The following is a 25,179-nucleotide window of genomic DNA, read 5'->3' as shown; positions in this document are numbered from 1 at the left end:
ATGTGCGGACGCATGGCCATAACCCTGCCCCATGAGGCCATGGTGCAGCTCTTCGACGCCGTCCCGGCGAACGACCTGCCGGATGTGCCGAACTACAACGTCTGCCCGACCGATACGGTGCACACCGTGGTCTCGGCCGAGGGGAGCCGGCGGCTGGGGCCGATGCGGTGGGGATTCCTGCCGCACTGGTACAAGACGCCTTCCGACGGGCCGCTACTCATCAATGCGCGCGCCGAGACGATCGTCGAGAAGCCGGCCTTCCGGACAGCGGCGAAGGAACGGCGCTGCATCATCCCGGCATCGGGCTTCTACGAATGGACCAAGGATGCCGAAGGCACGCGCTTTCCCTGGTACATCACCCGGGCGGACGGCGATCCGATGGCCTTCGCCGGGGTCTGGCAGATCTGGGAGCGGGGCGGCGAGCGGCTGGTGACCTGCGCGGTGGTGACGACAGGGGCGAACGCCACCATGAGCCGCATCCACACCCGGATGCCGGTGGTGCTGGAACGGGCGGACTGGCCGCTCTGGCTGGGAGAGGCCGGGCACGGGGCGGCGACGCTCATGCATGCGCCGCCCGAGGACACGCTCCGGTTTCACCGGGTCGACCGGGCCGTGAACTCCAACCGCGCCAGCGGGCCGGAGCTGATCGAGCCGGTCGAGGCCTGACGGGCTGCCTGAAATTTAGGCGATTGCGCGGGAAAGGCGCAGGCCCCCGATGCAACGCATTGTCTTCGCCGGGTTTCGGGGCAAAGCTGGTGTCATGACCGAGACGACGCCTTTCGACGAGATGTGGGGCAAGGGGGACTCGCTGCGCGGTCCCTACTCCGCCTTCCAGGAGTGGTTCGACGGCGAGGATCACTCCCGGCTGCGCGCCAAGCAGCGCGAAGCCGAGGATGTCTTCCGCCTCACCGGCATCACCTTCAACGTCTACGGGAGGTCGGAGGCCGAGGAGCGGCTGATCCCCTTCGACATCATCCCGCGGATCATCTCCGCGCAGGAATGGCAGCGCCTCTCGCGCGGGATCGAGCAGCGGGTGAGGGCGCTCAACGCCTTCCTTCACGACATCTACAACCGGCAGGAGATCGTGAAGGCGGGGCGGGTGCCGCTGGACATGCTCAAGCGCAACGCGGCCTTCCTGCCGCAGATGTGCGGCGTGACCCCGCCGGGCGGCGTCTACACGCATATCGTGGGCATCGATCTCGTGCGGACGGGCGACGACGAGTTCTTCGTGCTGGAGGACAACGCGCGGACCCCCTCGGGCGTGAGCTACATGCTCGAGAACCGCGAGACGATGCTGCAGATGTTCCCCGAGCTCTTCAGCCGGACGCGCGTGCAGCCGGTCCAGAACTACCCGCGCGACCTGCGCCGCTCGCTGGGCGCCTGCGCGCCGATCGGGGCGGGCGAGGATCCCACCGTCGCCGTGCTGACGCCGGGGATCTACAACTCGGCCTATTTCGAGCACGCCTTCCTCGCCGACCAGATGGGCGTGGAGCTGGTCGAGGGGCATGACCTGCAGGTGGTGGACGGCCGCGTCGCCATGCGGACGACGCAGGGCTACCAGCCCATCGACGTGCTCTACCGCAGGGTCGACGACGACTTCCTCGACCCGCTGAACTTCAATCCCGACAGCGCGCTGGGCGTGCCAGGGATCATGGACGTCTACCGGGCGGGCGGCATCACCATCGCCAACGCGCCGGGCACGGGGATCGCCGACGACAAGGCGATCTACAGCTACATGCCCGAGATCGTCGAGTTCTACACCGGCGAGAAGGCGATCCTGCAGAACGTGCCGACCTGGCGCTGCAATGAGCCGGACTCGCTGAAGTACGTGCTCGACAACCTCAAGGACCTGGTGGTCAAGGAGGTCCACGGCTCGGGCGGCTACGGGATGCTGATCGGGCCCGCGGCGTCGCGCAAGGAGCTGGCCGAGTTCCGCAAGAAGCTCGAGGCGCGTCCCGGCAACTACATCGCGCAGCCGACGCTCTCGCTCTCGACGGTGCCGATCTTCACCCGCAAGGGACTGGCCCCGCGCCACGTCGACCTGCGGCCCTTCGTTCTGGTCTCGCCTGACAAGGTGAACATCACGCCAGGCGGGCTGACCCGCGTGGCGCTCAAGAAGGGCTCGCTGGTGGTCAACTCGAGCCAGGGCGGCGGGACCAAGGACACCTGGGTGCTCGGGGACTGACGGTGATGCTGGGCAAGACGGCGAACGGTCTCTACTGGCTGTCGCGCTCGCTGGAGCGGGCGGAGAACACGGCGCGGCTGGCGGACGCTGGCCAGCGCATCGCGCTCACCCGCCTGAGCGGGGCGGACGACGAATGGGGCTCCATCCTGCAGGCCGCGGGCGGCTGGGACGGCTACATGGCGGGGCACGGCGAGGTGACGCGCGACGACGCGATCGACTGGATGCTGCGGTCGCCGGACAACCCGTCGTCGGTCCTCTCATCGATCAAGTCGGCGCGGCAGAACGCCCGCATGGTGCGCACCGCGCTGACCGAGGAGATGTGGGAGGCGATGAACGGCTGCTACATGGCCGTGCGGGACGCGCTGGCCCGGAAGGTCGGCGAGCGCGATCTGCCGGAGTGCCTGCAGCTGATCCGGAGCCGCACGGCGCTTGTCCGCGGCGCCACGCACGGCACCATGCTGCGCAACGACATCTACGACTTCCTGAGGATCGGGACCTTCCTGGAGCGGGCCGACAGCACGGCGCGCATCCTCGACGTGAAGTACTACATCCTGCTGCCCGCCGCCGCGGCGGTGGGGTCGGACCTCGACAACGTGCAGTGGGAATCGATCCTGGAGTCGGTCTCGGCGCGGGGCGGGTACCGCATGGTCCACGGCAGCCGGGTGCGGCCGCAGGAGATCGTGCAGTTCCTGATCCTCGACAAGCGGATGCCGCGCAGCCTGAATTTCTGCTGCTCCAAGATCCACGAGAACCTGCGCTACCTGGTCAACGACTACGGCCAGCAGACCGAGTCCGCCGATATGGCGGAGCGCCTCGCGAGCTCGGTGCGTGCGCAGGAAGTGGATGACATCTTCGACTACGGACTGCACGAATACATCCAGTCCTTCCTCGGCTCGATCGCCGACGTCGGCCGCCAGGTCGAAGTCGACTACCGCTTCTACGAGTAATCCATGCGCCTGCAGATCAGCCATACCACCCGTTACGTCTTCGACGAGCCGATCCGGCACGGGCTGGAGCAGCTGCGCCTCGTGCCCAAGTCGAACCGCGCGCAGAACGTGATCCAGTGGCAGACCGGCGTCTCCGGCGGCAAGAAGGAGCTGGAGTACGACGACTATCACAACAACCATGTCGAGCTTATCAGCATCGACCGGAACACCACCGAGCTGACGATCATGAGCCAGGGCCAGATCGAACTGGAGGAGACCCACGGCGTGATCGGCCCGCACAGGGGGCCGGCCCCACTCTGGCTCTACGAGAAGGTCACGCCGCGCACGAAGCCCGGCAAGGAGTGCCGCGCGCTGATCCGTGCGGTCGAGGGCGAGGGAGAGCTCGAGCGGCTGCACGGCCTCTGTCGCATCATCAACGAGGCGGTGGCATACGAGGTCGGCGCCTCCCACGCCGGCTGGACCGCCGAGGAGGCCGCCGTCGCGGGCAAGGGGGTCTGCCAGGACCATACCCACATCTTCCTGGCCTGCGCGCGGGAGATGGGTTTCCCGGCGCGTTACGTCTCGGGCTACCTGCTGCTCGACGACCGGATCGAACAGGACGCCGCGCACGCCTGGGCCGAGGCCCATGTGGACGGTCTGGGCTGGGTCGGCTTCGACGTCTCGAACCGGCAGTCGCCGGATATCCGTTACGTCCGGGTCGCGACGGGACTGGACTACGGCGAGGCCGCGCCTGTAACTGGCACCAGGGTCGGGGGTGACGGCGAACGGCTCAGCGTGGACATCACCGTCCAGCAGCAGTAGCGCCGCAGATCGGGGACGGGGCATGACCTATTGCGTGGCGCTGAAGCTCGATCGCGGGCTGGTCATGATGTCGGACACCCGCACGAACGCCGGGCTCGACAACATCTCGACCTTTCGCAAGATGCACGTCTGGGAAAAGCCCGGCGAGCGCGTGCTGACGCTGATGACGGCGGGCAACCTGGCGACGACCCAGGCCGTGATCTCGATCCTGGACGAGCGGATGAAGGCCCCGGAGGAGCGCGAGCCCTCGATCTTCGCCGCGCCCTCGATGTTCCAGGTCGCCCGGATCGTCGCCGACACCCTGCGCGAGGTCATCGGCCGGCAGGCCGACAGCGGGCAGAAGGCCGACGCCGCCTTCAACGCCACGGTGCTGCTCGGCGGGCAGATCGCGGGCGGGCCGGTGCGGCTGTTCCTGATCTACCCGGAAGGCAATTTCATCGAAGCCTCGGACGACACGCCCTTCTTCCAGATCGGCGAGACGAAGTACGGCCGTCCGATCCTCGTGCGGGCCTTCGAACGTACCATGAGCTTCGAAGCGGCGGTGAAGCTGCTGGTGGTGAGCTTCGACTCGACGATCAAGGCCAACCTCTCGGTCGGCATGCCGCTCGACGTGGCGCTCTACGAAGAGGGGAGCCTCAGCCTCGGCACGCCATGGCGGATGGAGGCCAACGATGCCTACTACCGCACGATCAGCGAAGGGTGGGGCGACGCGCTGAAACAGGCCTTCGACCGGCTGCCCGACATGGAGCTGCCCACCTCCGGGTGAGGCCTGTTTGTCACGCCCCGGGTCCGTCGGGCCGGGACGTACGGAAGACCTTTCAATCTGCCCTTACGTCACCCACGGTGAGCCCCGCGATTGGGGTTTGAGCGATGGGCGGACCGGACCGGGACGGACTGAGGCGGTGCGCGATGGACGCATGCAGCCGCAGCGGCACTGCCCATCGTCCGGGCCGGTGGAACCGACCGGCCCCTCGCGGACCTTGTCTCTTGAAGGGCGGTGCTGGCGCGGTTCGCCCGACATCGGCCCAGGCATTGGAGAACAGAGCGTGATCCTCGTAACCGGCGCCACCGGATTCCTCGGCGGGCGCGTCGTCCGCGAGTTGCACAGGCAGGGACGGGAGGTCTGTGCCGTGGGCCGTGCGGCGCGTCCGCTTGCCCGGCTGAAGCAGGAGGGCATCCCGGTCATGCGGGCCGACCTCTCTGCCGGGATTCCGGGAGACCTCGTCCCGACCGCGATCATCCACTGCGCCGGGCTCTCGGACCCCTATGGCCCGGCCTCCGCATTCGAGACCGCCAACGTCGCGACCACGCGCGTCCTGCTGGACCTCGCGCGGCGATCGGGCGCGGAGCGGTTCGTCTTCGTCTCGACGCCGGCGGTCTACTGGCGTGCGGCCGACCAGGTTGCGGTGCGCGAGGACACGCGCCTGCCCCAGGCCGTGAACCGCTACGCCGAGACCAAGCGGCGGGCGGAGGCCCTGGTGCTCTCGGCCCGCTACCTCAGTCCCGTCGTCCTGCGGCCGCGGGCGATCTACGGACGCGGAGAGCGCACGCTCCTGCCGCGGCTCGAACGCGCGGCCCGCCGGGGGCCGTTGCCGCTGATGCGCGGGGGCTGGGCGGTGACGGACCTGACGCATGTCGACGACGCGGTCGCGGCCTGCATCGCAGCCCTCGACGCGAAGGAGCTGCAGGGCTCACCCGTGTTCAACATCTCCGGGGGCACGCCGTTGTCTGTCCGCGAAGTGATCGAGCGGGTCTGCGAGCGCCGCCGTCTCCCGCTGCGCTGGCGCCCGATGCCGGTCCCATTCGCCATGGCGGCGGCCCGCGTTCTCACCGGTCTGTCCGCGCTCGGGGGCTACCGCTCCGAGCCCCGGGCGACGCGATACTCGGTGGGCGCACTGGCCTACAGCCAGACACTCGACATCACCCGGGCGGCCGACCGCCTGGGCTGGCGTCCGAAGATCGGCTTCGAGGACGGGCTCGACGAGGCGCTGGGCGCCTGAGTGCGGTCGAGGTCGGGAGGTTGGAGCGGGCAGCGGGAATCGAACCCGCACCAAGAGCTTGGAAGGCTCGTGTGATACCATTTCACCATGCCCGCTCGGTACCGTCGTTCCATAGTATAGGAGTTTTGGCGGGTCAATGTGGGTGCTGAAGGACCTGAGTGGTCGCCTTCCACCCGAGGACGCGAATAAGACGTGGATCGACCTCTCATTCGCCCGCGGCCGGCCGGGATTGCAGTCGCCGAAGAGCCATCGCCGGAGGCGCCGACGCGATCTGACATGAGCGCAGTGCAGGGAGGGGTCGATCGCTGGATCAGCCGAATTACCTACCGACCAGTTTGCAGAGAGGTACCACATGGCGGATCGCAGGACACTTTTCATAACGGGCGCGTCCAGTGGCATCGGTGCGGCCACGGCGCGCGCGGCCGTCGCGGAAGGCTGGACCGTCGGACTGATGGCTCGCTCAGAGGACAAGCTCGAGGCGCTCCACGAGGAACTGGGTGAGGCGAGCCACTGCGTGCCCGGAGACGCCACCGACCTTTCGGCGCAGCAGAGGGCCATCGCCGAAACGGCAGAGCGGTTCGGCGGACTGAACGCGGCCTTCGCCAATGCAGGAACCGGCCTCGACACGCCGGGCACCGAGAACGGCGACCCGGAGGAATGGCGCAGGATGATCGACCTGAACATCATGGCGCTGCTCTATACCGCGCGGGCAAGCCTGCCGGAGCTTCGCAAGACACGCGGGCATCTCGTCCTGACCGGTTCGGTCGCGGGCAAGATTCATATCCCCGGCTCGATCTACGGGGCGTCGAAGTGGTTCGTGCATGGCTACGCCGGGAACATGGCCCAGGAGATGCGAGAATGGGGCGGGCGCTGCTCCGTGGTCGCCCCCGGCATGGTCGATACGCCGTTCTTCTCCGAGCCCAAGCCGGACAAGCTGAAACCCGAGGATGTGGCCAGTGCCGTCATGTTCGCATTGAACCAGCCTGCGCGGGCAAACGTCACCGAGGTGACGGTGATGCCGACGGGCTGAGTTGCGCGATCGAGTGAGGCGAGAAGACGACCGCGAACCGGACGAGGGCCTCGTCCCGTCCCGAACATTCTCTCGCCACCCAAGCGAACTGTCGGAGACCGGGATTGGATCGAATCTTCGCTGCATACGGTCCGCTGCGGAGGCTGCCGAACCACTGGTTGGTTGAAATATGCTGTGGTCGGCCTAGCTCGCCCCGGAGTTGAGGGCTGACAGCCATCCGGTAACGATCTTCGAGTTTTCCCGTTTCAACATCGATCGGGGGCCGCATGCCGATGACTGTGAAGACGATACTGTGCCCGGTGAACATCCGGCACGTCGTGGAAAGCACGAATGCATTCGATGAAGCACTGGAGATGGCGAAGCGGCACAAGGCGAAGCTGATCGTTGCAAGCGTCGCCCCGGAGTTCGAGAGAAACCTGAATATCCTCGATCCTGCCGAATACTGGGGCAAGGAGCTCGACAAGTTCATATCCAGGAATTCGAGCGGGGATGTCGAGGTCGAGCGCGTCGTGAAGAAGGGCGCGGTTCATCGGGAGATCGTCAGGCTCGCCGCCGCGAAATCGGTCGACGTGATCGTCATGGAAGCCGCCAACCCCAAGGTGCAGGACTACCTCCTCGGAACGACGGCCAGTCATGTCGTCGCTCACGCGAGATGTTCCGTCTACGTCGTCCGGAGCTAGAAAAGTTTCTCGGTCCCAGTTGCTCGGTTCATGCAGCGCAACCGCGCTGAACTTGTGAAAAAGACAATAAGGGAGGCCTTGGTGAAAGTCCGATACGTCATCCGAGGACCTTGATATCCCGTCACCGGACGGCAGGGTCAATACAATCGATACCGACTACAGGGTTGGTCAGGATAACATTCAGCGGTCCATCGGGCCGCTCACGTTCGATATCCACAACCCGGTCTTCTTCATCTCCTCGTTGACCATCGTTACCTTCGTCTTGGTCACGCTGATATTCCAGGATCAGGCCGGGGCCGTTTTCAACTGGCTCTTCGATTTCGTGACGAAGACCTTCGACTGGCTTTTCCTGTCGGCCGCGAACATCTTCGTCGTCTTCTGCCTGTTTCTCGTCGTCAGCCCATGGGGCAGGGTGAAGCTTGGCGGGACCGAGGCCACTCCCGATTTCGGCTACCTTTCCTGGTTCGCGATGCTCTTCGCGGCAGGCATGGGCATCGGTCTCATGTTCTTCGGGGTGTTGGAGCCGGTCTACCACATGCAGGTCTCGGGCCCGCTAGGGTTGGAAGGCCCCATCAATACGGAAACGGGTGAAGTCGACCAGGCCCAGCTTGCCGATGCCCGGGGGCACGGGCTCGCCGCTACGATCTTCCACTTCGGCCTGCACCCCTGGGCCGCCTATACCATCGTCGCATTGAGCCTTGCGCTGTTCACCTACAACAAGCAGCTCCCGCTCTCGATCCGCTCCGCTTTCTTTCCGCTGCTAGGTGACCGCGTATGGGGCTGGCCGGGCCACATCATCGATATCATCGCGGTCTTCGCGACCCTGTTCGGGCTTACGACGTCGCTCGGGCTCGGCGCGCAACAGGCCACGTCCGGGCTGCACTACGTGTTCGGCCTGCCGGAGACCCTGAACACGCAGATCGTCGTCATCATCGGCGTGACCGCGGTGGCCCTCATCTCCGTCATCAGGGGTATCGATGGCGGGGTGAAGGTCCTGTCGAACGCCAACATGTGCTTTGCCGTGTTGCTGCTGTTCTTCGTCTTCTTCGCCGGGCCGACCCTTCAGATACTGAAGGACACATGGAACGGCCTTTCGACCTACGCCGCGGACATCATCCCGCTGTCGAACCCGATCGGCCGAGAGGACGACACGTTCCGGGAAAGCTGGACCTCGTTCTACTGGGCCTGGTGGATTTCGTGGTCACCCTTCGTGGGCATGTTCATCGCCCGCGTCAGCCGGGGGCGGACGGTTCGCGAATTCATAACCTGTGTCATGCTTGTTCCCACGCTGGTGGCCGTCTTCTGGATGGCGACCTTCGGCGGCACCGCGATCACCCAGGTCGCGACACTGGGCACCGAAAGCGGCGTCTACCAGAACGTCATCGCGGAATATAACGACTCCCTCGCCATGTTCGCCATGTTCGGCGACATGCCCCTGACCTACGTGACCTCGACGCTCGGGATCATCCTTGTCCTGGTCTTCTTCATCACCTCGTCTGACTCGGGTAGCCTCGTCATCGATACCATCACCGCGGGTGGCAAGACGGACTCTCCGAGGGCCCAGCGCGTGTTCTGGGCGACCACCGAGGGAATCCTGGCGATCGTTCTGCTCATCGGGGGTGGACTGACGGCCCTACAGGCCATGGTGAACGCGACGGGGATCATCTTCACGATCGTACTGCTGTTTCTCTGCTGGGCCATTCTTCAAGGGCTGCGCAGCGAACCGAGATGAGTTGAGGTGCGATGGATGAGGGTCCCGGCCGGTGCCAGAAGATTGACCAGCGAGGGGGCAAAAGCCACCATGAGACGGTAGGGGCAGCCAGCTGGCGCGGGAGCACCCGATGCACGCCATTTCACGTCTTGCAGCGGCGACAGCGCTGATCTCGGCGATGGACGTATTGGCGGCGGAGCCCGTCGCCTGCCCGGGCGGACGTGTCTTCACCGAAGGAGCTGGGGACGATGCGGAAACCATCTGCGCCCACGCGGCGCGCGCGACGGAGCAGCTGAAGAGCTTCGATCTTTCCGTTCCGGCGCCGGTCACGATTTCCGTGCTCCCCGAACTCGAAGATCACTGCCTGGGCGTCTACCACTGCGGCACCGGCCGAATAGATATTCTCGCCCCCGCGGCCTACGAGGTTCTACGAGAGAGAGGTGAAGCGTCCGCCTTCGCCACGGTCTCTGACGACGCCTTCTTCGAGAGCGTGATCCGCCACGAAATGACCCATGCCGCGCTCGACTCGTTGCCGTGTCCTTTCGAGGCCTGCCCGGTTGGGCAGGAATACATCGCCTACACGATGCAGGTCTGGTTCCTGCCAGAGGTCGACCGGATCGCCTTCGAGGAGGCCAAGCCGGGTGATGAGCCGATCTCCCGCGACATGCTGAGCGAAGTCATGTTGTTGATGGCGCCTGAGCTCTTCGCTCACCGGGCCTGGCTTCACCTACAGGACCGCAAGGATCCTTATGCCTTCATTGGTCAGATTGCCCGAGGCGAGGTTCTTCTCGATTACGAGCGACCGTAAGAAGATGCGATGAGCGCATGGACCGGCAGTCGCTGCGCGGCCCGAAAGTGCCGGTCACTTCCGCCCGGACGTCTGTTTTGACCGTACCCTCCGCCGCCTATCTGATGCGCCCGGTCGGTCGAGCAGCTGACCGTCCGGAAGCGATCATTTGGCCCGAAGACGAATCGGTGTCGCCTTCGATTTCGTCATAACCCCTCGTCTTTCAAAGACTTTAAGGCAGTCGGCCATTTATCTTGACGTTAAGCTAAATTGGCTGCCATGCTCGACATGCAAACGATTGCTACACGTCTCGTGAGGGGTGCAATCGTTTGTCCGTCGCCCTGCATCCCCTCTCGGAGGAGACACGATGAAGACATTCCGCAATATGACCGTCGTCCTGGCCATGAGCCTGCCCGCCGCAGGCTGGGCCCAGGAGCTGACGACGATCAACGTGATCAACCCGCTTCCGCGCTCCACGATCTTCTATCCGCTGATCGCGGGCGAGGCGCTCGGCTACTTCGAGGAGGAAGGCGTCGAGGTGAACCTGCTGCCGTCCGAGACCTCGATCCCCTATGTCGCCTTCGTCCAGAACGGGCAGGCCGATCTCGCCATCCTCGACGCGAGCGAGACGCTCTCGGCCGTCGGCGCAGGCACCGGGATCCAGGTGATCTACGAGGCCAACCAGCGCGCCCCCGAAGGCATCGCCGTCTCGGCCGACAGCGACGTGCAGAGCATCGAGGAACTGGCCGGCACCACCGTCGGACTGGTCACCGACCGCGACCGGGCTTTCCTGGCCCAGGCGCTCTACGCCGTCGACATGTCGCTCGACGACGTCGAGACCGTGGTCGTGGGCGAAGGCGGCCCGACGCTCGCCGCGGCGTTCCGCGACCAGACGGTCTCGGCGATCTCGGGGGCCTCGTCCGACTGGCTGGCGCTTCAGGCCAACGGCATCGACGTGCGGATGATCACGCCAGAGGAGGTCATGCTGAACCCCGCCGGCTCCTTCGTCATCAGCGAGGAGCGGATGGACGAGCTGCGCGGACCCGTCGAGGGCTTCCTGCGCGCCTGGTCGAAGGGCGCCTACGTTGGTGAGCTCGACGAGGAGGCGCTGGCCGAGATCTCGCGCCAGGCCGTTCCGGCCGAATGGGAGAACGAGGAGTTCGGACAGAACTTCCTCGCCGCTGCCATCGACGTGACACTGCCGCAGACAGAGCAATTCGGCGGGCTTCAGCCGGATGTCTGGGAATCCCTGCAGGAACGCCTCGTCGCCATCGGCGCGATGGACGAGGTCGTGCCCGTCGACACCTTCCTGGACGACAGCTTCGTCGGGCCGGCCAACGACTGGTCGAAGGACGAGGTCGCCGATGAGCTTCAGGCCTGGGCCGACGAGAACATGTAAGCCGACAGCGGCGGGGCGGGCGGTCCCTCCCGGCCGTCCGCCCCGCCGCCGGCCCCTCAGTCCGGCCGTGACCGCGCGTGTCCGGCCGGACTGAACAAGAACAGGTCAGACCGAGGCCGGAGCGGAGAATAATGAACATGCCGACCCAGAATTCCGGGCAGGCCGATACCGCGGACCAGGCGGCCGATGCCGGCGCGAAAGATGCCGTGGTCGCCGCCCGCGGACTGAGCAAGACCTTCGCGGACGGCACTGTCGTCGCGCTCGAAGGCGCGAGTTTCGATATCGCGCCGGGCTCCTTCGTCTCGCTCGTGGGGCCCTCGGGGTGCGGAAAGTCGACGCTGCTTCGCCTGATCGCCGGGCTCATCGACAAGTCGTCCGGGCATCTCAAGGTCCACGGCAAGCCGGTCGACGCGCCGCGAACCGACGTCGGGATGATGTTCCAGCGTGCGACGCTGCTGGAATGGCGGACGGCGATCGAGAACGTCCTGCTGCCGACCGAGATCAAGCGGAGCCTGACGAAGGAGGATCGGCGCAACGCGGCTGAACTGCTGCGAATGGTCGGTCTTCACGACTTCCGCTTTTCCTTTCCGACACAGCTCTCTGGCGGCATGCAGCAGCGGGTCGCGCTCGCGCGGCTGCTGCAGACCGGGGCCGACGTGCTCCTTCTGGACGAGCCCTTCGGCGCTCTCGACGAGTTCACGCGCGAGAGGCTCAACGTCGAGCTCATGCGCATCGTCGCCGAGGTCGGCGCCACCACTCTCTTCGTCACGCACAACATCGCCGAGGCGATCTTCCTGGCCGACCAGGTCTTCGTGATGACCCCGCGGCCCGGGCGGATCGCCTCCATCGTCGAGGTGCCCTTCGAGCGTCCGCGTTCGCCTTCGCTACAGACATCGCCGGAGTTCAACGAGGTGGTGGCCGAGGTGCGCGACATCCTCGGGGAGGATCACTGATGCCCGCGGCGGACGCAGATCGCGGCGACCGTCGCAGCGGTCTCGGCCTGCAGCAGCGCCGGGCTCTCAACCACGCGGCCATCTTCCTCACCATCGTGGGGCTCTGGGAGCTGGGCAGCCGGATGGGCTGGCTCGATCCGCTGTTCTACCCGCGGCCCTCGAACATCCTGCGCTCGTTCTGGCTGATCTACATCGAGAACGGAAACATCTGGCCCGAGATCTACTCGACCGCCTCGCTCGTCCTGTCGGGTTTCGTCGCGGGCTCGGTCCTCGGCGTCTCGCTGGGTGCGCTCGTCGGGCTGAACGGAATGGTGAGGCGCTTCGTGAAGCCCTACGTCATCGTGCTGGAGGCGACGCCGCGGATCGCGGTGGCGCCGCTGCTGATCGCGGCCCTGGGCTTCGGCGCATCCTCGAAGATCGCGATCATCATGCTGGTCTGCTTCTTCCCCCCTTTCATCAACACGCTGTCGGGCGTCGTGAACGTGGACGAGCAGCGGCTCGAGCTGTTCCGGTCGCTCGGAGCCTCGAAGCTGCAACTGATGCGCAAGCTGGTGCTGCCCGATGCTCTGCCGGTGATCATGGCCGGCGAGAGGCTGGCGATGACCTCGGCCCTGTCGGGGGCGCTCGTGGCGGAGTTCATCCAGCGCGACCAGGGTCTCGGGGCGCTCATCATGACCTACACGCGCAACCTCAACATGGCGTCGTCCTTCGCCTGCATCTTCACGCTGACGATCCTGGGCTTCCTGATCTTCCGGTTCATGGAGTGGCTCGACCGCCGGATCGCCTTCTGGAACTCGGAAGAGGGGCTCCAGCGTGTGGGCGCGCGGCGGCGCAAACGGATGGAGGGCCTCGCATGAGCGACCGGCGATCCTCGAGCTACGCGCTGGCCTACTGGGCCCTTCGCGCGCTTCCCCACCTCCTGCTGCTTCTGGCCCTGCTGCCCGTCTGGGAACTGGCCGTGTCGACCGGCTTCATCACGTCGATCCTGGTGCCGCCGCCGAGCGAGATCATCGCGTCGATCTGGGAGCTCTACGTGCTGGACGGCACGATCTACCCCCACTTCCTGATCACCCTGACCGAGACGGTCGCGGGCTTTGCCATCGGGGCTGCGGTCGCGATTACCCTGGCCGTCTGCTCTGCGCTCTCGGAGACCTTCAAGCGCTACGTCTCGCCCTATGCCATCGTCCTCAACGTGACTCCCGGCATCGCGCTGACGCCCGTGGTCATCGCCTGGTTCGGCTACGGCATGGGCTCGAAGGTGGCGCTGGCCGCGATCATCTCGTTCTTCCCGATCTTCGTGAACGCCCTGACCGGCCTGCTGCAGGTCGACCGGGACAGCGAGGAGATGTTCCGGTCGCTCGGGGCGAGCGATCGGCAGGCCTTCCTGAAGCTCCGGGTCCCGGCCTCGCTGCCGCTGGTCTTCGCCGGTCTGAAGATCGGCCTGACGACCGCGCTGATCGGGGCGGTGGTGGCGGAGTTCGCGCAGGCCACCGCCGGGGTCGGCGTTCTGATGAACCGCTTCTCCTTCCAGCTCGACATGGGATCCTCCATCGCGACGCTGCTGAGCATGACCCTCATCGGACTGCTGCTGTTCTACGCGATGGAATTTCTCGACGACCGCGTCGTCTTCTGGCGGCGCGAAGGGCGCCGGTCGGTTGTTTCGCGCGCCCGAGCCCGGCGATGGGCGGCGAAGTTCGGGGGCCATGAGTCGCCCGAGACCGAAGCGGCGTCGTCGAAATGACGCGGGTGGGCGGCGGACGGCGCCGAGGCCGTGCGGCGCCGGAAGACGGCAGGCTGCCGTTTCGTGGGCAAGGCGCCGAAACCGCAGGCAGAGGTCCCCGGATCGAGCCGTTTTTCAGGAACGGCCCCTCGCATCGCTTGGCGGCCGCAAACGATTGCAGCCACCTGACAGAGTTCAACAGTAGGAGAGCCTGATATGAACGTCACACTTAAAAGCATCGCCCTCGCAGCCTTCGCGCTGCCCTCGGCCGGTCTCGCTCAGGAGATGGTCCCGATCACCATTTCCTCCAGCCACCCGACCTCGGTGCCGTGGGTCGGCAGCATGCAGACCTACGTTGTGGAACCCGCGAATGCCCGGCTCGAGGAGATGGGCTCGGACTACCGCATCGAGTGGACGGAGGCCTTCGGCGGCTCGCTCTATGACTTCAACGAGACGCTCGAGGCGGTCGAGGAAGGCCTGACCGACATGGGCTGGGTCGGCGCTCTCTGGGAAGGCTCGAAGATGCCGCTGCAGAACATCATGTTCTCCACGCCCTTCGTCACCAGCGATCCCGTGGTCGCCGTCGAAGTGCTGAACGAGATGAACGATACGATCCCCGAGATGCAGGAGGAGTGGACTTCGCACAACCTCGTCTTCCTCGGGGCCTCGGTGAACGACACCTACCACCTGCTTACGACCTTCCCGGTCGAGAGCCTCGCGGACCTCGATGGCCGGACCATCGTCGGCGCGCCGGCGCTCGGGCCCTGGCTCGGCGGCACCGGGGCCGTCCCGGTCGCGGGCGGTCTTCCGACCATGTACCAGACGATCCAGACCGGGGTCGCCGAGGGGACGATCATCATTCCGACCGGCGCCTACCCGCTGCGGCTCCACGAGGTCGCGCCGTACGTGACGCTCGTCGACACCGGCGTGACGACCATCGGTGGCCTCGCTGTGAACGCCGACAGCTGGGAGCGCTTCCCGGAGGACGTGCAGACCGTGCTCATGGAACTCGGCCGCGAGTACAGCATGGGCCACGCCCAGCTGGTGAAGGAGACCAGCGACCAGATCGTGGAGCAGATGGAAGCCGACGGCGCGACCGTCACGCGGCTGCCGGAAGAAGAGCGCACGGCCTGGGTCGAGGGTCTCCCCGATCTCGGCGAGGAGTGGGTCGCCACCGTCGCGGCGGACGGGCTGCCCGGTGAGGAAATCATGAGCACCTACATGAGCATGATGGAAGAGAAGGGCGCGGAGCCCATGCGCGACTGGTCGGAATGACCCTGCCGCATCGGACCTAGTGCAACGGGCGCGAGGCGTCTGATCGCCTCGTGCCCTCAAAGGACGTTTTCCTTGGACCAAGACAGTCTTGCCGCGGCCGGCCCGGGCCGCCGTTTCACGCCGGGCACAGTGATCGAGTGGCTCTCGGCGCTGGCCGCCACGGTCAGCTCAGTCTGGATCTTCGTCGTCATGGTGCTCGTCTGCACCGACGTGGTGTCGCGCGCCTTCGCGAACTCACCGATCGCCGGCGTGGCGGAGGTTGTCTCGTTCTCCGTTCCCGCCACCGTTTTCCTGGCGCTGCCCTACTGCATCCGGACGGGCCGTTTCCTGAGGGCCGACTTCCTGCTGCAAAGGCTGGAGCCGCGCTCGCCCCGGGGCGGGGCGCTCCTCAACCTGGTCTTCAACGCCGTGGGCGTCGTCGTCTTCGCCAAGATCACGCAGACCGTCTGGCCCCGGCTCCTCGACCAGATCGAGGAGGCGGAGTTCTTCGGCGCCATCGGGGCCTTCACCGCGCCGGTCTGGCCCTTCACGACGGGCATCCTCGTGGGCGCCGTCCTTGCAGCGCTCCAGTTCGCGCTGATGACGCTGCAGGAGGCGCGCGACTTCCGCTCGGCGCTCGCCACCGACCGCGACGGCTCGACGGTCTTCGCCCTCGTCGTCGTGTTCCTCGTCGTCTGCGGAGCGGGCCTCGTCTACCTCGTGACCGGAGACCTGTCCCGGGTCGACGTCGGTATCTTCTCGATCATCGGGATGCTCGCCCTCGTCCTGTCGGGCATGCACCTGGCCTCGGCCCTGATCGTACTGTCATTCCTCGGGATCTGGATGATCAGGGGTACCGCCGCCGTGGCGGAGGGGAGCCTCGCCATCGCGACGACCGGGTCGATCAATTCCTACGCCTTCGCGGTCATTCCGCTCTTCGTTCTCATGGGCCTCTTCATCGAGGTGGCCGACGTGGGGCGCGATGCCTTCTCCGTGCTCGCACGTCTTCTGCGACGAATCCGGGGCGGGCTAGGGATCGCCACTGTCTTCGCGAACGGAATCTTCGCGGCGATCACCGGAAGCACCATCGCCTCGGCGACGGTCTTCACCCGCGTGGCCGCGCCGCCGATGATCTCCAATGGCTACACGAGCCGCTTCGCGGTCGGCGTCGTCGCGGGATCCTCGGTGCTCGGCATGCTCATCCCGCCGAGCATCCTGCTGCTGATCTTCGGACTGATTGCCGAGGTCTCCATCGGGGCGCTCTTCACCGCGGCGATCCTGCCCGGGCTGCTGCTCGCCTCGGCCTTCGCGCTGCTTGTCCTCGGCCTGTCATGGTTCGCGCCAGATTTCGTCGGTAACTCGATGCCGGTCGAGGACATGGAATCCGTCACGCTGGGCGAAGTGGCCCGGCGGCTGCTGCCCATCGTCCTGCTGGTGGCGCTCGTGCTGGGGGGCATCTACGGCGGCTTCTTCACGCCGACGGAATCCGGCGCGGTCGGTGCGGCGGGGGCCTTCATCATCGCTCTCGTACGGCGGAGCCTGAGCCTGCAGCGCCTCCGGACCATCCTGCTGGAGACCGCCGAGATCTCCGGCTCGATCCTCTTCCTTGTCGTGGCGGCCAACCTCTACAGCCGGATGCTGACACTCAGCGCCATCCCTCAGAGCATCACCGACTGGGTGATCGCGGCGGAACTGGGGATGATGGCCTTCCTGCTGCTCTACCTCGTGATCGTCGTGCTGCTCGGCATGATCCTCGACTCCGTGTCGATCATGCTGGTGCTGCTGCCGCTGATGCTGCCCATCGTCCAGTCGCTCGGAGGCGACCTCGTCTGGTTCGGCATCGTGACGGTCGTCGCGGTCGAGATCGGCCTGCTGACGCCGCCATTCGGACTGGCCGTCTACGTGGTGAAGGGGACGCTGCCGCCCGGTACCGCGACACTCGGGGACATCTTCAAGGGGGCCGCGCCCTTCGTGCTGACCATGCTGGCGGTCGTGCTGATCCTCATGGCCTTCCCGGCCATCAGCCTCGCCCTGCTCTAGAAACCGTTGACCAAGGAAGGACCCAGACCATGACTGAGCCGTACAGGACCTCGCCCACCAATCCAGCCATCGGGGAAATCCAGACCGAGCCCGACCGGATCTCGGATATGCCCTACGCCCCCGCGATGCGGGTGACGGCGGGGTCGGACATGCTCTTCATTTCGGGGGCGACGCCGGCGAAGCTCTACCACAAGCACCCGCATGACTTTTCCGAGCACGATCATCCGACGGACATCCGCAAGCAGGTCCACCTCGCGATGAAGAACATCAAGGACATCCTCGACCACGAGGGGCTGACCTGGACGGACATCATCAAGGTCAACAAGTACCTGACCGACATGCGCGACCTCGAGGAGATGACCTTCGCGCTGAAGGAGTATTTCGGCGACTGGACCCCGGCGAGCACGGCGCTCTGCATCAACCAGCTGTCCACGCCGGGCGCGCGGATCGAACTGGAGATGATCGCGGTCTACCCGAAGTAGGCGGGACTACCTGTGCCCGACCCATCCCCGGTCGTCGGTGAAGGGTCGGGCCTCCGAAATGCGGACGGGCTCGTAGGCGTCCTCAGCCCTGTCGAGCGGGGCGAAGGGCTCTGCCGATGCCGCGAGCACGATATTGGCGCGCCCGCGTTCGCCGACGCTTCCCTGCGACGCCTGAACATGCGGATAGAGTTCGGTCAGGATCGCGTGGACGCCGCGCGCGAGAGGGCCGTCGGGGCGGTCGATCAGGTTGACGTAGACTGGACCTTCCACGATCTCGCGCAGCCGAGCGAAGGTCTCGAGCGTCACGAGGTGAGCCGGGACCGAACTCGATGAGAAAGCGTCCATGACCGCCGCGTCGAAGCGCCGGTCGGTCTCGTTCAGGTAGACCCTCCCGTCGGCGTGGACGATTCCGAGCCGCCCCTCGGGTTCGCCTTCGGCCCCGGTCGCATCGTATCCCGTCTCCTCGATCATCGCGCCGGCCTGCGGCAAGTGCCGTTCGACGACGCGGGTCACGAGCGGGTCGATCTCCACCGCGACGGCCCGCGCCTCGGGGCGGGACTCCAGCAGGGCCGTGGGCAGCGTGTAGCCGCCGCCACCGACGAAGAGCACCTCCGGATCCGGACCCAGGTCGCGGTCCATCCGCTCCCAGAGCCACCGGGCGTAGCTGAGCGCGAATTCGGGAGTCTCCGACCGTCCCACGGGTTCGGCGGCCTGGATGGTTCGGTCGGAGAACAGGCGCACCTCGGCGTCCTCCCGCACGACGTGCAGGCAGGAGAGGCCGGATTCGTACATGCAGGCCTGTCCCCCGGCGAGGCCGGCAAAGGCGATGAAGCCGCCAGCGGAGAGCAGCACGACCGGGTTCCGGTCCGAGGGGTCAGTGTCCCGAAGCAGGGGAATGCAGAGCAGGGCCACCACCCCGCACCCGGCGAAGGTCGCGGTCGATCCGGCGAGGGGGAGCGCCACGAAACCGGCGAGGATCGCCCCGACGATGGCGCCCACCGAACCCGCTGCCAGCACCAGCCCCAGCGAGGAGCCCTCGCGCCCCGGGCGCGCCTCGATCGCGACCTTCGCGAGGAAGGGCGAGGGGATGGTGACGCAGACCGAGGCCGGGAAGAATGCCAGGAAGACGCTCAGCAGCATGCCCCCGGTGCCTCGAGCGCCCCAGGCGTGCAGCAGTCCGAGCAGCGTCGGCGACAGCGCCATGAGCACAGCGGTCGCCACGAGCGCGGCGCGGACCGTGCCCAGGGCGGCGCGGCGCTCTCGCTCGGCCACGAAGCCTCCGAGAGCGCTGCCCAGGGAAAACCCGGCGAGGACGGTCGCGATGACGGCGGTCCAGGTCAGGAGAGACGTGCCGAAGAACGGGGCGAGGACCCGGCCCGCCGCGATCTCGTAGGTGAGGCCGACGGCGGAAAGCACCAGTATCAGGACGATCGTGATCCAGAACCGCATCTTGGACTCCAAAGGGCGCCCGGCCCACCATCCGGCGCAAGGTGGCGCATGCCGGAGCGAGAGAAAAGGCGTCGCGTCGTTCTGTCCGCGGCGGTGCGGTCAGGGCAGGGTGGCGACGACCTCGCGCAATCCCTCCCAACCACGCGGAGACCACCCGAGTGCGCGCAGCCGGTCTGTGCGCATTTCGCTCACCTCCACCCCGGCGCGGGGCGGCAGGGGCCGGTCGAGGCCGTGTGTCTCTGCATAGAGCGCAAGGAGATCCCGCCGGTCGAGCCTGAGGTCGGAGACGTTGTAGGGACCGGAGGCCCCGGTGGTGAGGACGAGGTGCACGGCCTCGGCCAGGTCGTCCGCGTGGACCTCGGTGCCGGCGCGCGGGGCGATTTCCTCTCCCCTCGCGAAGCGGTCGAAGAGATCGGCCCACTTGTGCCGCGCTCCCGGGGGCGGGGGGCCGTAGACGCCGGTCGCCCGCAGCGAGACGCCGGTCAGGGGCAGGGCGGCAAGGGCCCCTTCCACCCGCCATTTCACCTCGCCGTAGAGCGTGTCGGGCCGGGGCGGCAGATCCTCCGAGAGGGCGGTCCCGGGCGGGTAGTCGCCGTAGACCGCCCGGCTCGAGAGGAAGACCACCCGTCCCAAGCCGGCCCGACCGGCGGCCTCGAAGAGGCGCAAGGTGCCGATTTCGTTGAGGCGGCGGAATCCCTCGGGGTCGTCGCCTTCGCCGCCCCGATAGCGGCCGGGGACATGCGAGAACGCGGCATGGACCAGCGCGTCGAGCCCCGCCAGATCGGGCGGCGGTGCGTCGAGGGTGTAGGGCCTGTGTTCGGTCCGGAGGCCTGTCGGTGGACGGCGGCCAAGCGACACCACCTCGTGGCCTCGCGCCAGAAGACCGGCGGCGAGGGGATGGCCCACCAGACCGCTCGCGCCCGTGACACCGATCTTCATGCGCCGGGCGGGGCGGGCAGGGTGTCGAGGTCGGGGACGGGGCCGTCTCCGGCGTAGGCCTCCCAGAGCTCCACCAGCGGGGCGAGTTCGGGCATCTTCTCCGCGTCGCGGGTCCAGGGCTTGGCGTACTGGTAGTGCACCAGCTTGACCGAGGGCCAGTGCCAGAGCCCGGGCAGGTTCACCCAGACGAGCTGGAGCATGTTGTAGTAGACCGGCAGGCCGTGCCAGCCGGGGAAGGCGTCCTGCAGAAAGGTCTGGTCGGTCCTCCGCCAGAAGGCGCCGGGCCGGTCGAGTTTCTCCATCAGCCGGTCGAAGGTTTCGGACGAGGGCCGCGCGGTGAAGACGCCGGAGTTCATCCGGTGAAAGTCTGCGAGGCTCTCGTAGACATTTGGTGCGGCGCAGAGCTCGGGGTAGTCGAAGAGCACGTCCAGCGGGCGGAGCGCGATGGTGTCGGCGTCGAGGAAGACCGCCCTCTCGTAGTCGAGCTGCCAGAGCCGCAGCTTGGCGAAGTTGTCGAGCGGGGTGTGGAAATCGGGCTTGGTCCCCTTGGTGAAGGGCGCCCGGCCGTGAAGCGCGTCCCGGGCGTGCGCCGCGTCGAACTCCGCCGAGGTTGGCAGCAGGTCGGTCTCCACGAGGCGCGCGCCCTGTGCTCGCAGCATGTCGAGCGAGTCGTGAGAGAGCCGCCCGGTGTGCATCACGACGAAATCCGCGTCGGTCCCGGCCAGCCGCAGCGAGCGGAGGAGCGCACGCGCTCCGACGGCGAAGTCGTCCTTGGTGACAAGGGTCACGAAGGCACGGGTCGACCGGGCCGGGCCTTCCGGCCGCACACCCTCGAGGCCCGGGTCGGAACGATCTGTCATGGCACCTCCTTGCTGCGCGCGACACTAGCCGGACGGACATCCGGCGCAATCTCTGCTCGTGACATGAGGTCAGATCGCGCGTCTTCGGGTTGCCAATGAAGCATCTGCCGATAGTCTGGGCAAAGTTGCCGCCCCAAAAGAGGCGGGGCTGTCGTGCCCGCAGCCTGCGGCGACGACTTCCAAGAACCATCAGGGAGCTGATAATGAAAACTGCCCGACTGTTCGGCACCGCCGCCCTGGGCCTCGCGCTCACGGCCGGCGCCGCCGCCGCCCAGACGCTCGTCTATTGCTCGGAGGCCTCGCCCGAGGGCTTCGACCCCGCGCTCTACACCTCCGGTACGACCTTCGACGCCTCGTCGCACACGGTCTACAACCAGCTCGTCGAGTTCGAGACCGGCACGACCAACGTCGTCCCCGGCCTGGCCGAGAGCTGGGAGAGCAACGAGGACGGGACCTCCTACACCTTCACGCTGCGCCCCGGCGTGACGTTCCACTCCAACGACCAGTTCGAGCCCACGCGCGAGCTGAACGCCGATGACGTGATCCACACCTTCGAGCGTCAGGACGTGGAAGGCTGGACCGGCGAGTACTTCAACGCCATGGGCATGGGCGACCTCATCGAGTCGATCGAGAAGGTCGACGACATGACCGTCCGCTTCAACCTCACCCGCGCCGAGGCGCCCTTCGTCGCGAACCTCGCGATGGACTTCGCCTCGATCGTGTCGAAGGAATACTACGACGCGATGGAAGAGGCCGGGACGCCCGAGATGGTGAACCAGCAGCCCATCGGCACCGGTCCCTTCGAGTTCGTCGACTACCAGACGGACGCGGTCATCCGCTACGAGGCCAACGAGGACTACTGGGTCGAGGGCGTTCCGCGCGTCGACAACCTGGTCTTCGCGATCACGCCCGACGCTTCCGTGCGCTACCAGCGCCTGCAGGCCGGCGAATGCCACGTGATGCCCTATCCGGCCCCCGCCGACGTCGAGGCGATGCAGGAAAACCCCGACATCAACGTGCTGGAGCAGGAAGGCCTCAACGTCGGCTACCTCGCCTACAACACGCAGATGGAGCCCTTCGACAACCCCGAGGTCCGTCGCGCGCTGAACATGGCGATCGACAAGGAAGCCATCATCGACGTCGTGTTCCAGGGCTCCGGCCAGGTCGCGAAGAACCCGATCCCGCCGACCATGTGGTCCTACAACGAGGCGGTCGAAGACGACCCCTATGATCCGGAAGCGGCGCGCCAGATGCTCGCCGATGCCGGTGTCGAGGACCTCTCGATGCGGATCTGGGCGATGCCGGTGCAGCGTCCCTACAACCCGAACGCCCGCCGCATGGCCGAGCTGATCCAGGAGGACTTCTCGGAGATCGGCGTGGACGTCGAGATCGTCAGCTACGAGTGGGGCGAATACCTCGACCGCTCCAGCGCGCTCGACCGTGACGGTGCGGTGCTGCTCGGCTGGACCGGCGACAACGGCGACCCGGACAACTTCCTCGCCGTGCTGCTCGGCTGCGACGGTGTCGAGAACTCGAACCGTGCGCAGTGGTGCTACCAGCCCTTCGAGGACCTGATCCAAGAAGCCAAGACCGGCACCCAGGAAGAGCGCACCCCGCTCTACGAAGAGGCGCAGGTCATCTTCAAGGAGCAGGCGCCCTGGGCCACCATCGCGCACTCCGTCGTCTTCATGCCGGTGCGCCCCGAGGTGGACGGCTACGTCGTGCACCCGCTCGGCGGCCACATCTTCGACAACGTCGGCATCGACGAGTAAGGTCGCCCCTGGCGACGTGAGACAGGCGGGGCCTTCGGGCCCCGCCGATTTGTTGAGACACCATTATATGACCGACAGATACGCCCCCCTTCGCGGAATTGCCGCCGCGCTCGGAGTCGATGCCGTGGCCCTGGTGCCCGGTCCGAACTTCACGCGCGTCATGGGCCGGGCCTTTCATTCCCACGAACGCCCCTTCGTCGTGGTCGTCCCAGCCGAGGGCGCACCCGCCGCCATCGTCCCGAACCTCGAGCTGGGCTCCTGGGCGCAGGTCGGCTTCGAGGGCGAGGTTTTCGACTGGCGCGACCAGGACGGCTACCGGCCCGCCTTCGAGGCGCTGGCCCGCCGGATGCACCTGTCGAGCCTCGGGGTCGAAGGGCAGGTGATGCGGGTTTTCGTGCACCACGCACTCGTTTCCAGCCAGCCCGGCCTTCGCGTCGTCGACGCCGAGCGCGAAATTTCCGGCCTGCGGCTCCGCAAGACGCCCGAGGAGATCGCCGGCCTCGAAGCCGCGATCCGGATTTCCGAGACCGCGCTCTCGGAACTCCTCGCGGGGGTCGCCGTCGGCCAGACCGAGGCCGAGATCGAGCGCCGCCTGACCGGGCTTCTGTTCCATCACGGTGCGGAGGACATGGCCTTCGGGCCCATCGTCGCGGCCGGCGACAACTCCGCGCAGCCTCACGCCAAGGCGCGCGAGGACTACCGCATCAAGCCCGGCGACCCGCTGCTGCTGGACTTCGGCGCGCGGGCGCGGGGCATGGCCGCCGACATCACGCGGACCGTTTTCGTCGGTGAGCCTTCGGCCGAGGCCTCCGAGGTCTACGAGACCGTGCGCCGCGCCAACCAGATCGGCCACGAGATCACGCGACCTGGCGTCACGGCCCACGAGATCGACGACGCCGTCACCGGCCATCTCGAGGCCTCGCCCTACGCTGACCGCATCCGCACCAAGACCGGGCACGGACTCGGCCGCGACGTGCACGAAGGCCCCTACGTCATGCGGGGCAATCACCAAGCTTTGGGGGCTGGAATGGTTTTCACCGACGAACCGGGCCTCTATAAGCTCGGGGCCTTCGGGGTGCGGATCGAGGACGATATCCTCGTGACCGATGACGGGTGCCGCTCCCTCACGACATTTACCTCGGACCTGACGGTGATCGGCTGATGCTGCGCTACGTTCTCGCCCGCCTCCTGACGTTCATCCCGACTTTCATCGGGGTGACGATCGTCTCCTTCGGCTTCATCCGGGTTCTTCCCGGCGACCCGATCATCGTGATGGCCGGGGAGCGCGGCCTGAGCGAGGAGCGCTACCAGGAATACGTCGAACGCTTCGGCTTCGATCAACCGCTCTGGAAGCAGTTCTGGGACTACCTGACCGGCGTCCTGCAGGGCGACCTGGGCCAGAGTTTCGTCACCAACCGCAACGTCTGGGACGAGTTCTTCACGCTCTTCCCGGCGACGCTGGAGCTTTCGCTCTGCGCGATCATCTTCTCGGTCCTCGTCGGCCTGCCCGCGGGCGTGATCGCCGCCGTCTACCGGGGCAAGTTCTTCGACCGCGCGCTGATGTCGACGGCGCTGGTGGGCTACTCCATGCCGATCTTCTGGTGGGCGCTGCTGCTCATCATCGTCTTCTCGGGCAACCTCGGCTGGACGCCGGTCTCGGGCCGCATAGGACTGATGTACTTCTTCGACGACGTGACCGGCTTCATGCTGATCGACTCGCTGATCTCCGGGCAGGAGGGCGCCTTCTGGTCCGCCGTCCAGCACCTGATCCTGCCGTCGATCGTGCTGGGGACGATCCCGCTCGCGGTCATCGCACGGCAGACCCGCTCCGCCATGCTCGAAGTCCTGTCCGAGGACTACATCCGCACGGCTCGCGCCAAGGGCCTGCGGCCCGCGCGCGTCAACGGCCTGCACGCCCTGAGGAACGCGCTGATCCCGGTCATCACGGTCATCGGCCTGTCGGTGGGCACGCTGCTGGCCGGCGCGATCCTGACCGAGACGATCTTCTCCTGGCCCGGTATCGGCAAGTGGATGGTCGACAGCATCTTCCGCCGCGACTACCCGGTCGTGCAGGGCGGCCTGCTGCTCATCGCCCTGATGGTGATGATCGTGAACCTGACGGTCGACATCCTCTACGGCCTCATCAACCCCAAGATCCGGAAGCGCTGAG

At 66.7% G+C, this 25,179-nt stretch carries 23 protein-coding genes and 1 tRNA gene; 20 read left to right on the top strand and 4 right to left on the bottom strand.

Annotated features, from left to right (window positions below):
* The 6 genes from F3S47_RS12205 to F3S47_RS12180 all read left to right on the top strand — a co-directional run bounded on the left by F3S47_RS12205 (nt 1) and on the right by F3S47_RS12180 (nt 5,933).
* Nucleotides 1–666, top strand: a complete 666-nt coding sequence (locus F3S47_RS12205) for an SOS response-associated peptidase (protein ID WP_150445528.1) — start codon at nt 1–3, stop codon at nt 664–666.
* Between the two features lie 94 nt (nt 667–760).
* Nucleotides 761–2,185: a circularly permuted type 2 ATP-grasp protein gene (locus F3S47_RS12200; protein ID WP_150445527.1), complete on the top strand. Its 1,425-nt coding sequence runs from the start codon at nt 761–763 to the stop codon at nt 2,183–2,185.
* A 5-nt stretch (nt 2,186–2,190) separates the two neighbouring features.
* Nucleotides 2,191–3,132, top strand: a complete 942-nt coding sequence (locus tag F3S47_RS12195) for an alpha-E domain-containing protein (RefSeq protein WP_150445526.1) — start codon at nt 2,191–2,193, stop codon at nt 3,130–3,132.
* A gap of 3 nt (nt 3,133–3,135) precedes the next feature.
* Nucleotides 3,136–3,933 carry a transglutaminase family protein gene (locus tag F3S47_RS12190; RefSeq protein WP_150445525.1) on the top strand — a complete coding sequence of 266 codons (798 nt, stop codon included), beginning with the start codon at nt 3,136–3,138 and terminating at the stop codon, nt 3,931–3,933.
* A 22-nt stretch (nt 3,934–3,955) separates the two neighbouring features.
* Nucleotides 3,956–4,699, top strand: coding sequence for a proteasome-type protease (locus F3S47_RS12185; protein ID WP_150445524.1), 744 nt, complete (start codon nt 3,956–3,958; stop codon nt 4,697–4,699).
* 280 nt (nt 4,700–4,979) lie between these two features.
* Complete coding sequence (locus F3S47_RS12180) at nt 4,980–5,933, top strand: NAD-dependent epimerase/dehydratase family protein (protein ID WP_191090170.1); 954 nt, start codon at nt 4,980–4,982, stop codon at nt 5,931–5,933.
* Nucleotides 5,934–5,954: 21 nt separating this feature from the next.
* Here F3S47_RS12180 and F3S47_RS12175 read toward each other — a convergent pair.
* Nucleotides 5,955–6,028 (bottom strand) — tRNA-Gly (locus F3S47_RS12175).
* 257 nt (nt 6,029–6,285) lie between these two features.
* On the opposite strand from F3S47_RS12175, the gene F3S47_RS12170 reads away from it, so the two are divergent.
* From F3S47_RS12170 to F3S47_RS12120, 11 genes are all read left to right on the top strand, one after another.
* The gene (locus F3S47_RS12170; protein ID WP_150445522.1) at nt 6,286–6,963 is read left to right on the top strand and encodes an SDR family oxidoreductase; all 678 of its coding nucleotides are present in this window, start codon (nt 6,286–6,288) and stop codon (nt 6,961–6,963) included.
* A 266-nt stretch (nt 6,964–7,229) separates the two neighbouring features.
* Nucleotides 7,230–7,643: a universal stress protein gene (locus F3S47_RS12165; RefSeq protein WP_150445521.1), complete on the top strand. Its 414-nt coding sequence runs from the start codon at nt 7,230–7,232 to the stop codon at nt 7,641–7,643.
* 115 nt (nt 7,644–7,758) lie between these two features.
* On the top strand, nt 7,759–9,375 hold the full coding sequence (locus F3S47_RS12160; protein ID WP_150445520.1) for a BCCT family transporter: 1,617 nt from the start codon (nt 7,759–7,761) through the stop codon (nt 9,373–9,375).
* A gap of 109 nt (nt 9,376–9,484) precedes the next feature.
* Nucleotides 9,485–10,162 (top strand): hypothetical protein, encoded by a 678-nt coding sequence (locus F3S47_RS12155; RefSeq protein WP_150445519.1) that lies wholly within the window; start codon nt 9,485–9,487, stop codon nt 10,160–10,162.
* Between the two features lie 346 nt (nt 10,163–10,508).
* Nucleotides 10,509–11,540, top strand: coding sequence for an ABC transporter substrate-binding protein (locus tag F3S47_RS12150; protein WP_150445518.1), 1,032 nt, complete (start codon nt 10,509–10,511; stop codon nt 11,538–11,540).
* Nucleotides 11,541–11,671: 131 nt separating this feature from the next.
* Nucleotides 11,672–12,493, top strand: a complete 822-nt coding sequence (locus F3S47_RS12145; RefSeq protein ID WP_223877813.1) for an ABC transporter ATP-binding protein — start codon at nt 11,672–11,674, stop codon at nt 12,491–12,493.
* The gene (locus F3S47_RS12140) at nt 12,493–13,350 is read left to right on the top strand and encodes an ABC transporter permease (protein WP_150445517.1); all 858 of its coding nucleotides are present in this window, start codon (nt 12,493–12,495) and stop codon (nt 13,348–13,350) included. The genes F3S47_RS12145 and F3S47_RS12140 overlap by 1 nt, the downstream gene beginning before the upstream one ends.
* Nucleotides 13,347–14,234, top strand: coding sequence for an ABC transporter permease (locus F3S47_RS12135; protein WP_150445516.1), 888 nt, complete (start codon nt 13,347–13,349; stop codon nt 14,232–14,234). Before F3S47_RS12140 ends, F3S47_RS12135 begins: the two co-directional genes overlap by 4 nt.
* Before the next feature lie 195 nt (nt 14,235–14,429).
* Nucleotides 14,430–15,488: a C4-dicarboxylate TRAP transporter substrate-binding protein gene (locus tag F3S47_RS12130; RefSeq protein WP_150445515.1), complete on the top strand. Its 1,059-nt coding sequence runs from the start codon at nt 14,430–14,432 to the stop codon at nt 15,486–15,488.
* Nucleotides 15,489–15,560: 72 nt separating this feature from the next.
* A complete protein-coding gene (locus tag F3S47_RS12125) occupies nt 15,561–17,507 on the top strand; it encodes a TRAP transporter large permease subunit (RefSeq protein WP_223877812.1) in 1,947 nt (648 codons plus the stop codon).
* 29 nt (nt 17,508–17,536) lie between these two features.
* On the top strand, nt 17,537–17,989 hold the full coding sequence (locus tag F3S47_RS12120; protein WP_150445514.1) for a RidA family protein: 453 nt from the start codon (nt 17,537–17,539) through the stop codon (nt 17,987–17,989).
* Between the two features lie 6 nt (nt 17,990–17,995).
* On the opposite strand, the gene F3S47_RS12115 is transcribed toward F3S47_RS12120, so the two are convergent.
* The 3 genes from F3S47_RS12115 to F3S47_RS12105 all read right to left on the bottom strand — a co-directional run bounded on the left by F3S47_RS12115 (nt 17,996) and on the right by F3S47_RS12105 (nt 21,237).
* Nucleotides 17,996–19,438 carry a fused MFS/spermidine synthase gene (locus tag F3S47_RS12115; RefSeq protein ID WP_223877811.1) on the bottom strand — a complete coding sequence of 481 codons (1,443 nt, stop codon included), beginning with the start codon at nt 19,436–19,438 and terminating at the stop codon, nt 17,996–17,998.
* Between the two features lie 99 nt (nt 19,439–19,537).
* A complete protein-coding gene (locus tag F3S47_RS12110; RefSeq protein ID WP_150445513.1) occupies nt 19,538–20,377 on the bottom strand; it encodes an NAD-dependent epimerase/dehydratase family protein in 840 nt (279 codons plus the stop codon).
* A complete protein-coding gene (locus F3S47_RS12105) occupies nt 20,374–21,237 on the bottom strand; it encodes a glycosyl transferase (RefSeq protein WP_150445512.1) in 864 nt (287 codons plus the stop codon). Before F3S47_RS12105 ends, F3S47_RS12110 begins: the two co-directional genes overlap by 4 nt.
* A gap of 203 nt (nt 21,238–21,440) precedes the next feature.
* Between F3S47_RS12105 and F3S47_RS12100 the strand changes: the two genes are divergently transcribed.
* The 3 genes from F3S47_RS12100 to F3S47_RS12090 all read left to right on the top strand — a co-directional run bounded on the left by F3S47_RS12100 (nt 21,441) and on the right by F3S47_RS12090 (nt 25,178).
* Nucleotides 21,441–23,009, top strand: coding sequence for an ABC transporter substrate-binding protein (locus tag F3S47_RS12100; protein ID WP_150445511.1), 1,569 nt, complete (start codon nt 21,441–21,443; stop codon nt 23,007–23,009).
* Nucleotides 23,010–23,076: 67 nt separating this feature from the next.
* The gene (locus F3S47_RS12095) at nt 23,077–24,171 is read left to right on the top strand and encodes a M24 family metallopeptidase (RefSeq protein ID WP_150445510.1); all 1,095 of its coding nucleotides are present in this window, start codon (nt 23,077–23,079) and stop codon (nt 24,169–24,171) included.
* Nucleotides 24,171–25,178 (top strand): ABC transporter permease subunit, encoded by a 1,008-nt coding sequence (locus F3S47_RS12090; protein ID WP_150445509.1) that lies wholly within the window; start codon nt 24,171–24,173, stop codon nt 25,176–25,178. The genes F3S47_RS12095 and F3S47_RS12090 overlap by 1 nt, the downstream gene beginning before the upstream one ends.
* Nucleotide 25,179: the final 1 nt, after the last annotated feature.

The organism is Histidinibacterium aquaticum (assembly GCF_008710275.1).
GTDB lineage: Bacteria > Pseudomonadota > Alphaproteobacteria > Rhodobacterales > Rhodobacteraceae > Oceanicola > Oceanicola aquaticus.
The sequence above is the reverse complement of the archived record's forward strand: the minus strand, read 5'-3'. Positions and strand labels throughout refer to the sequence as shown.

Excerpts from the sequence above, each read along its gene's own strand:
- F3S47_RS12110 (WP_150445513.1), bottom strand. The coding sequence starts at position 20,377 with ATGAAGATCGGTGTCACGGGCGCGAGCGGTCTGGTGGGCCATCCCCTC.
- F3S47_RS12195 (WP_150445526.1), top strand. The coding sequence starts at position 2,191 with ATGCTGGGCAAGACGGCGAACGGTCTCTACTGGCTGTCGCGCTCGCTG.
- F3S47_RS12185 (WP_150445524.1), top strand. The coding sequence starts at position 3,956 with ATGACCTATTGCGTGGCGCTGAAGCTCGATCGCGGGCTGGTCATGATG.
- F3S47_RS12190 (WP_150445525.1), top strand. The coding sequence starts at position 3,136 with ATGCGCCTGCAGATCAGCCATACCACCCGTTACGTCTTCGACGAGCCG.
- F3S47_RS12200 (WP_150445527.1), top strand. The coding sequence starts at position 761 with ATGACCGAGACGACGCCTTTCGACGAGATGTGGGGCAAGGGGGACTCG.
- F3S47_RS12140 (WP_150445517.1), top strand. The coding sequence starts at position 12,493 with ATGCCCGCGGCGGACGCAGATCGCGGCGACCGTCGCAGCGGTCTCGGC.
- F3S47_RS12165 (WP_150445521.1), top strand. The coding sequence starts at position 7,230 with ATGCCGATGACTGTGAAGACGATACTGTGCCCGGTGAACATCCGGCAC.
- F3S47_RS12120 (WP_150445514.1), top strand. The coding sequence starts at position 17,537 with ATGACTGAGCCGTACAGGACCTCGCCCACCAATCCAGCCATCGGGGAA.
- F3S47_RS12150 (WP_150445518.1), top strand. The coding sequence starts at position 10,509 with ATGAAGACATTCCGCAATATGACCGTCGTCCTGGCCATGAGCCTGCCC.
- F3S47_RS12105 (WP_150445512.1), bottom strand. The coding sequence starts at position 21,237 with ATGACAGATCGTTCCGACCCGGGCCTCGAGGGTGTGCGGCCGGAAGGC.
- F3S47_RS12145 (WP_223877813.1), top strand. The coding sequence starts at position 11,672 with ATGAACATGCCGACCCAGAATTCCGGGCAGGCCGATACCGCGGACCAG.
- F3S47_RS12130 (WP_150445515.1), top strand. The coding sequence starts at position 14,430 with ATGAACGTCACACTTAAAAGCATCGCCCTCGCAGCCTTCGCGCTGCCC.
- F3S47_RS12155 (WP_150445519.1), top strand. The coding sequence starts at position 9,485 with ATGCACGCCATTTCACGTCTTGCAGCGGCGACAGCGCTGATCTCGGCG.
- F3S47_RS12095 (WP_150445510.1), top strand. The coding sequence starts at position 23,077 with ATGACCGACAGATACGCCCCCCTTCGCGGAATTGCCGCCGCGCTCGGA.
- F3S47_RS12135 (WP_150445516.1), top strand. The coding sequence starts at position 13,347 with ATGAGCGACCGGCGATCCTCGAGCTACGCGCTGGCCTACTGGGCCCTT.
- F3S47_RS12170 (WP_150445522.1), top strand. The coding sequence starts at position 6,286 with ATGGCGGATCGCAGGACACTTTTCATAACGGGCGCGTCCAGTGGCATC.
- F3S47_RS12115 (WP_223877811.1), bottom strand. The coding sequence starts at position 19,438 with ATGCGGTTCTGGATCACGATCGTCCTGATACTGGTGCTTTCCGCCGTC.
- F3S47_RS12090 (WP_150445509.1), top strand. The coding sequence starts at position 24,171 with ATGCTGCGCTACGTTCTCGCCCGCCTCCTGACGTTCATCCCGACTTTC.
- F3S47_RS12100 (WP_150445511.1), top strand. The coding sequence starts at position 21,441 with ATGAAAACTGCCCGACTGTTCGGCACCGCCGCCCTGGGCCTCGCGCTC.
- F3S47_RS12205 (WP_150445528.1), top strand. The coding sequence starts at position 1 with ATGTGCGGACGCATGGCCATAACCCTGCCCCATGAGGCCATGGTGCAG.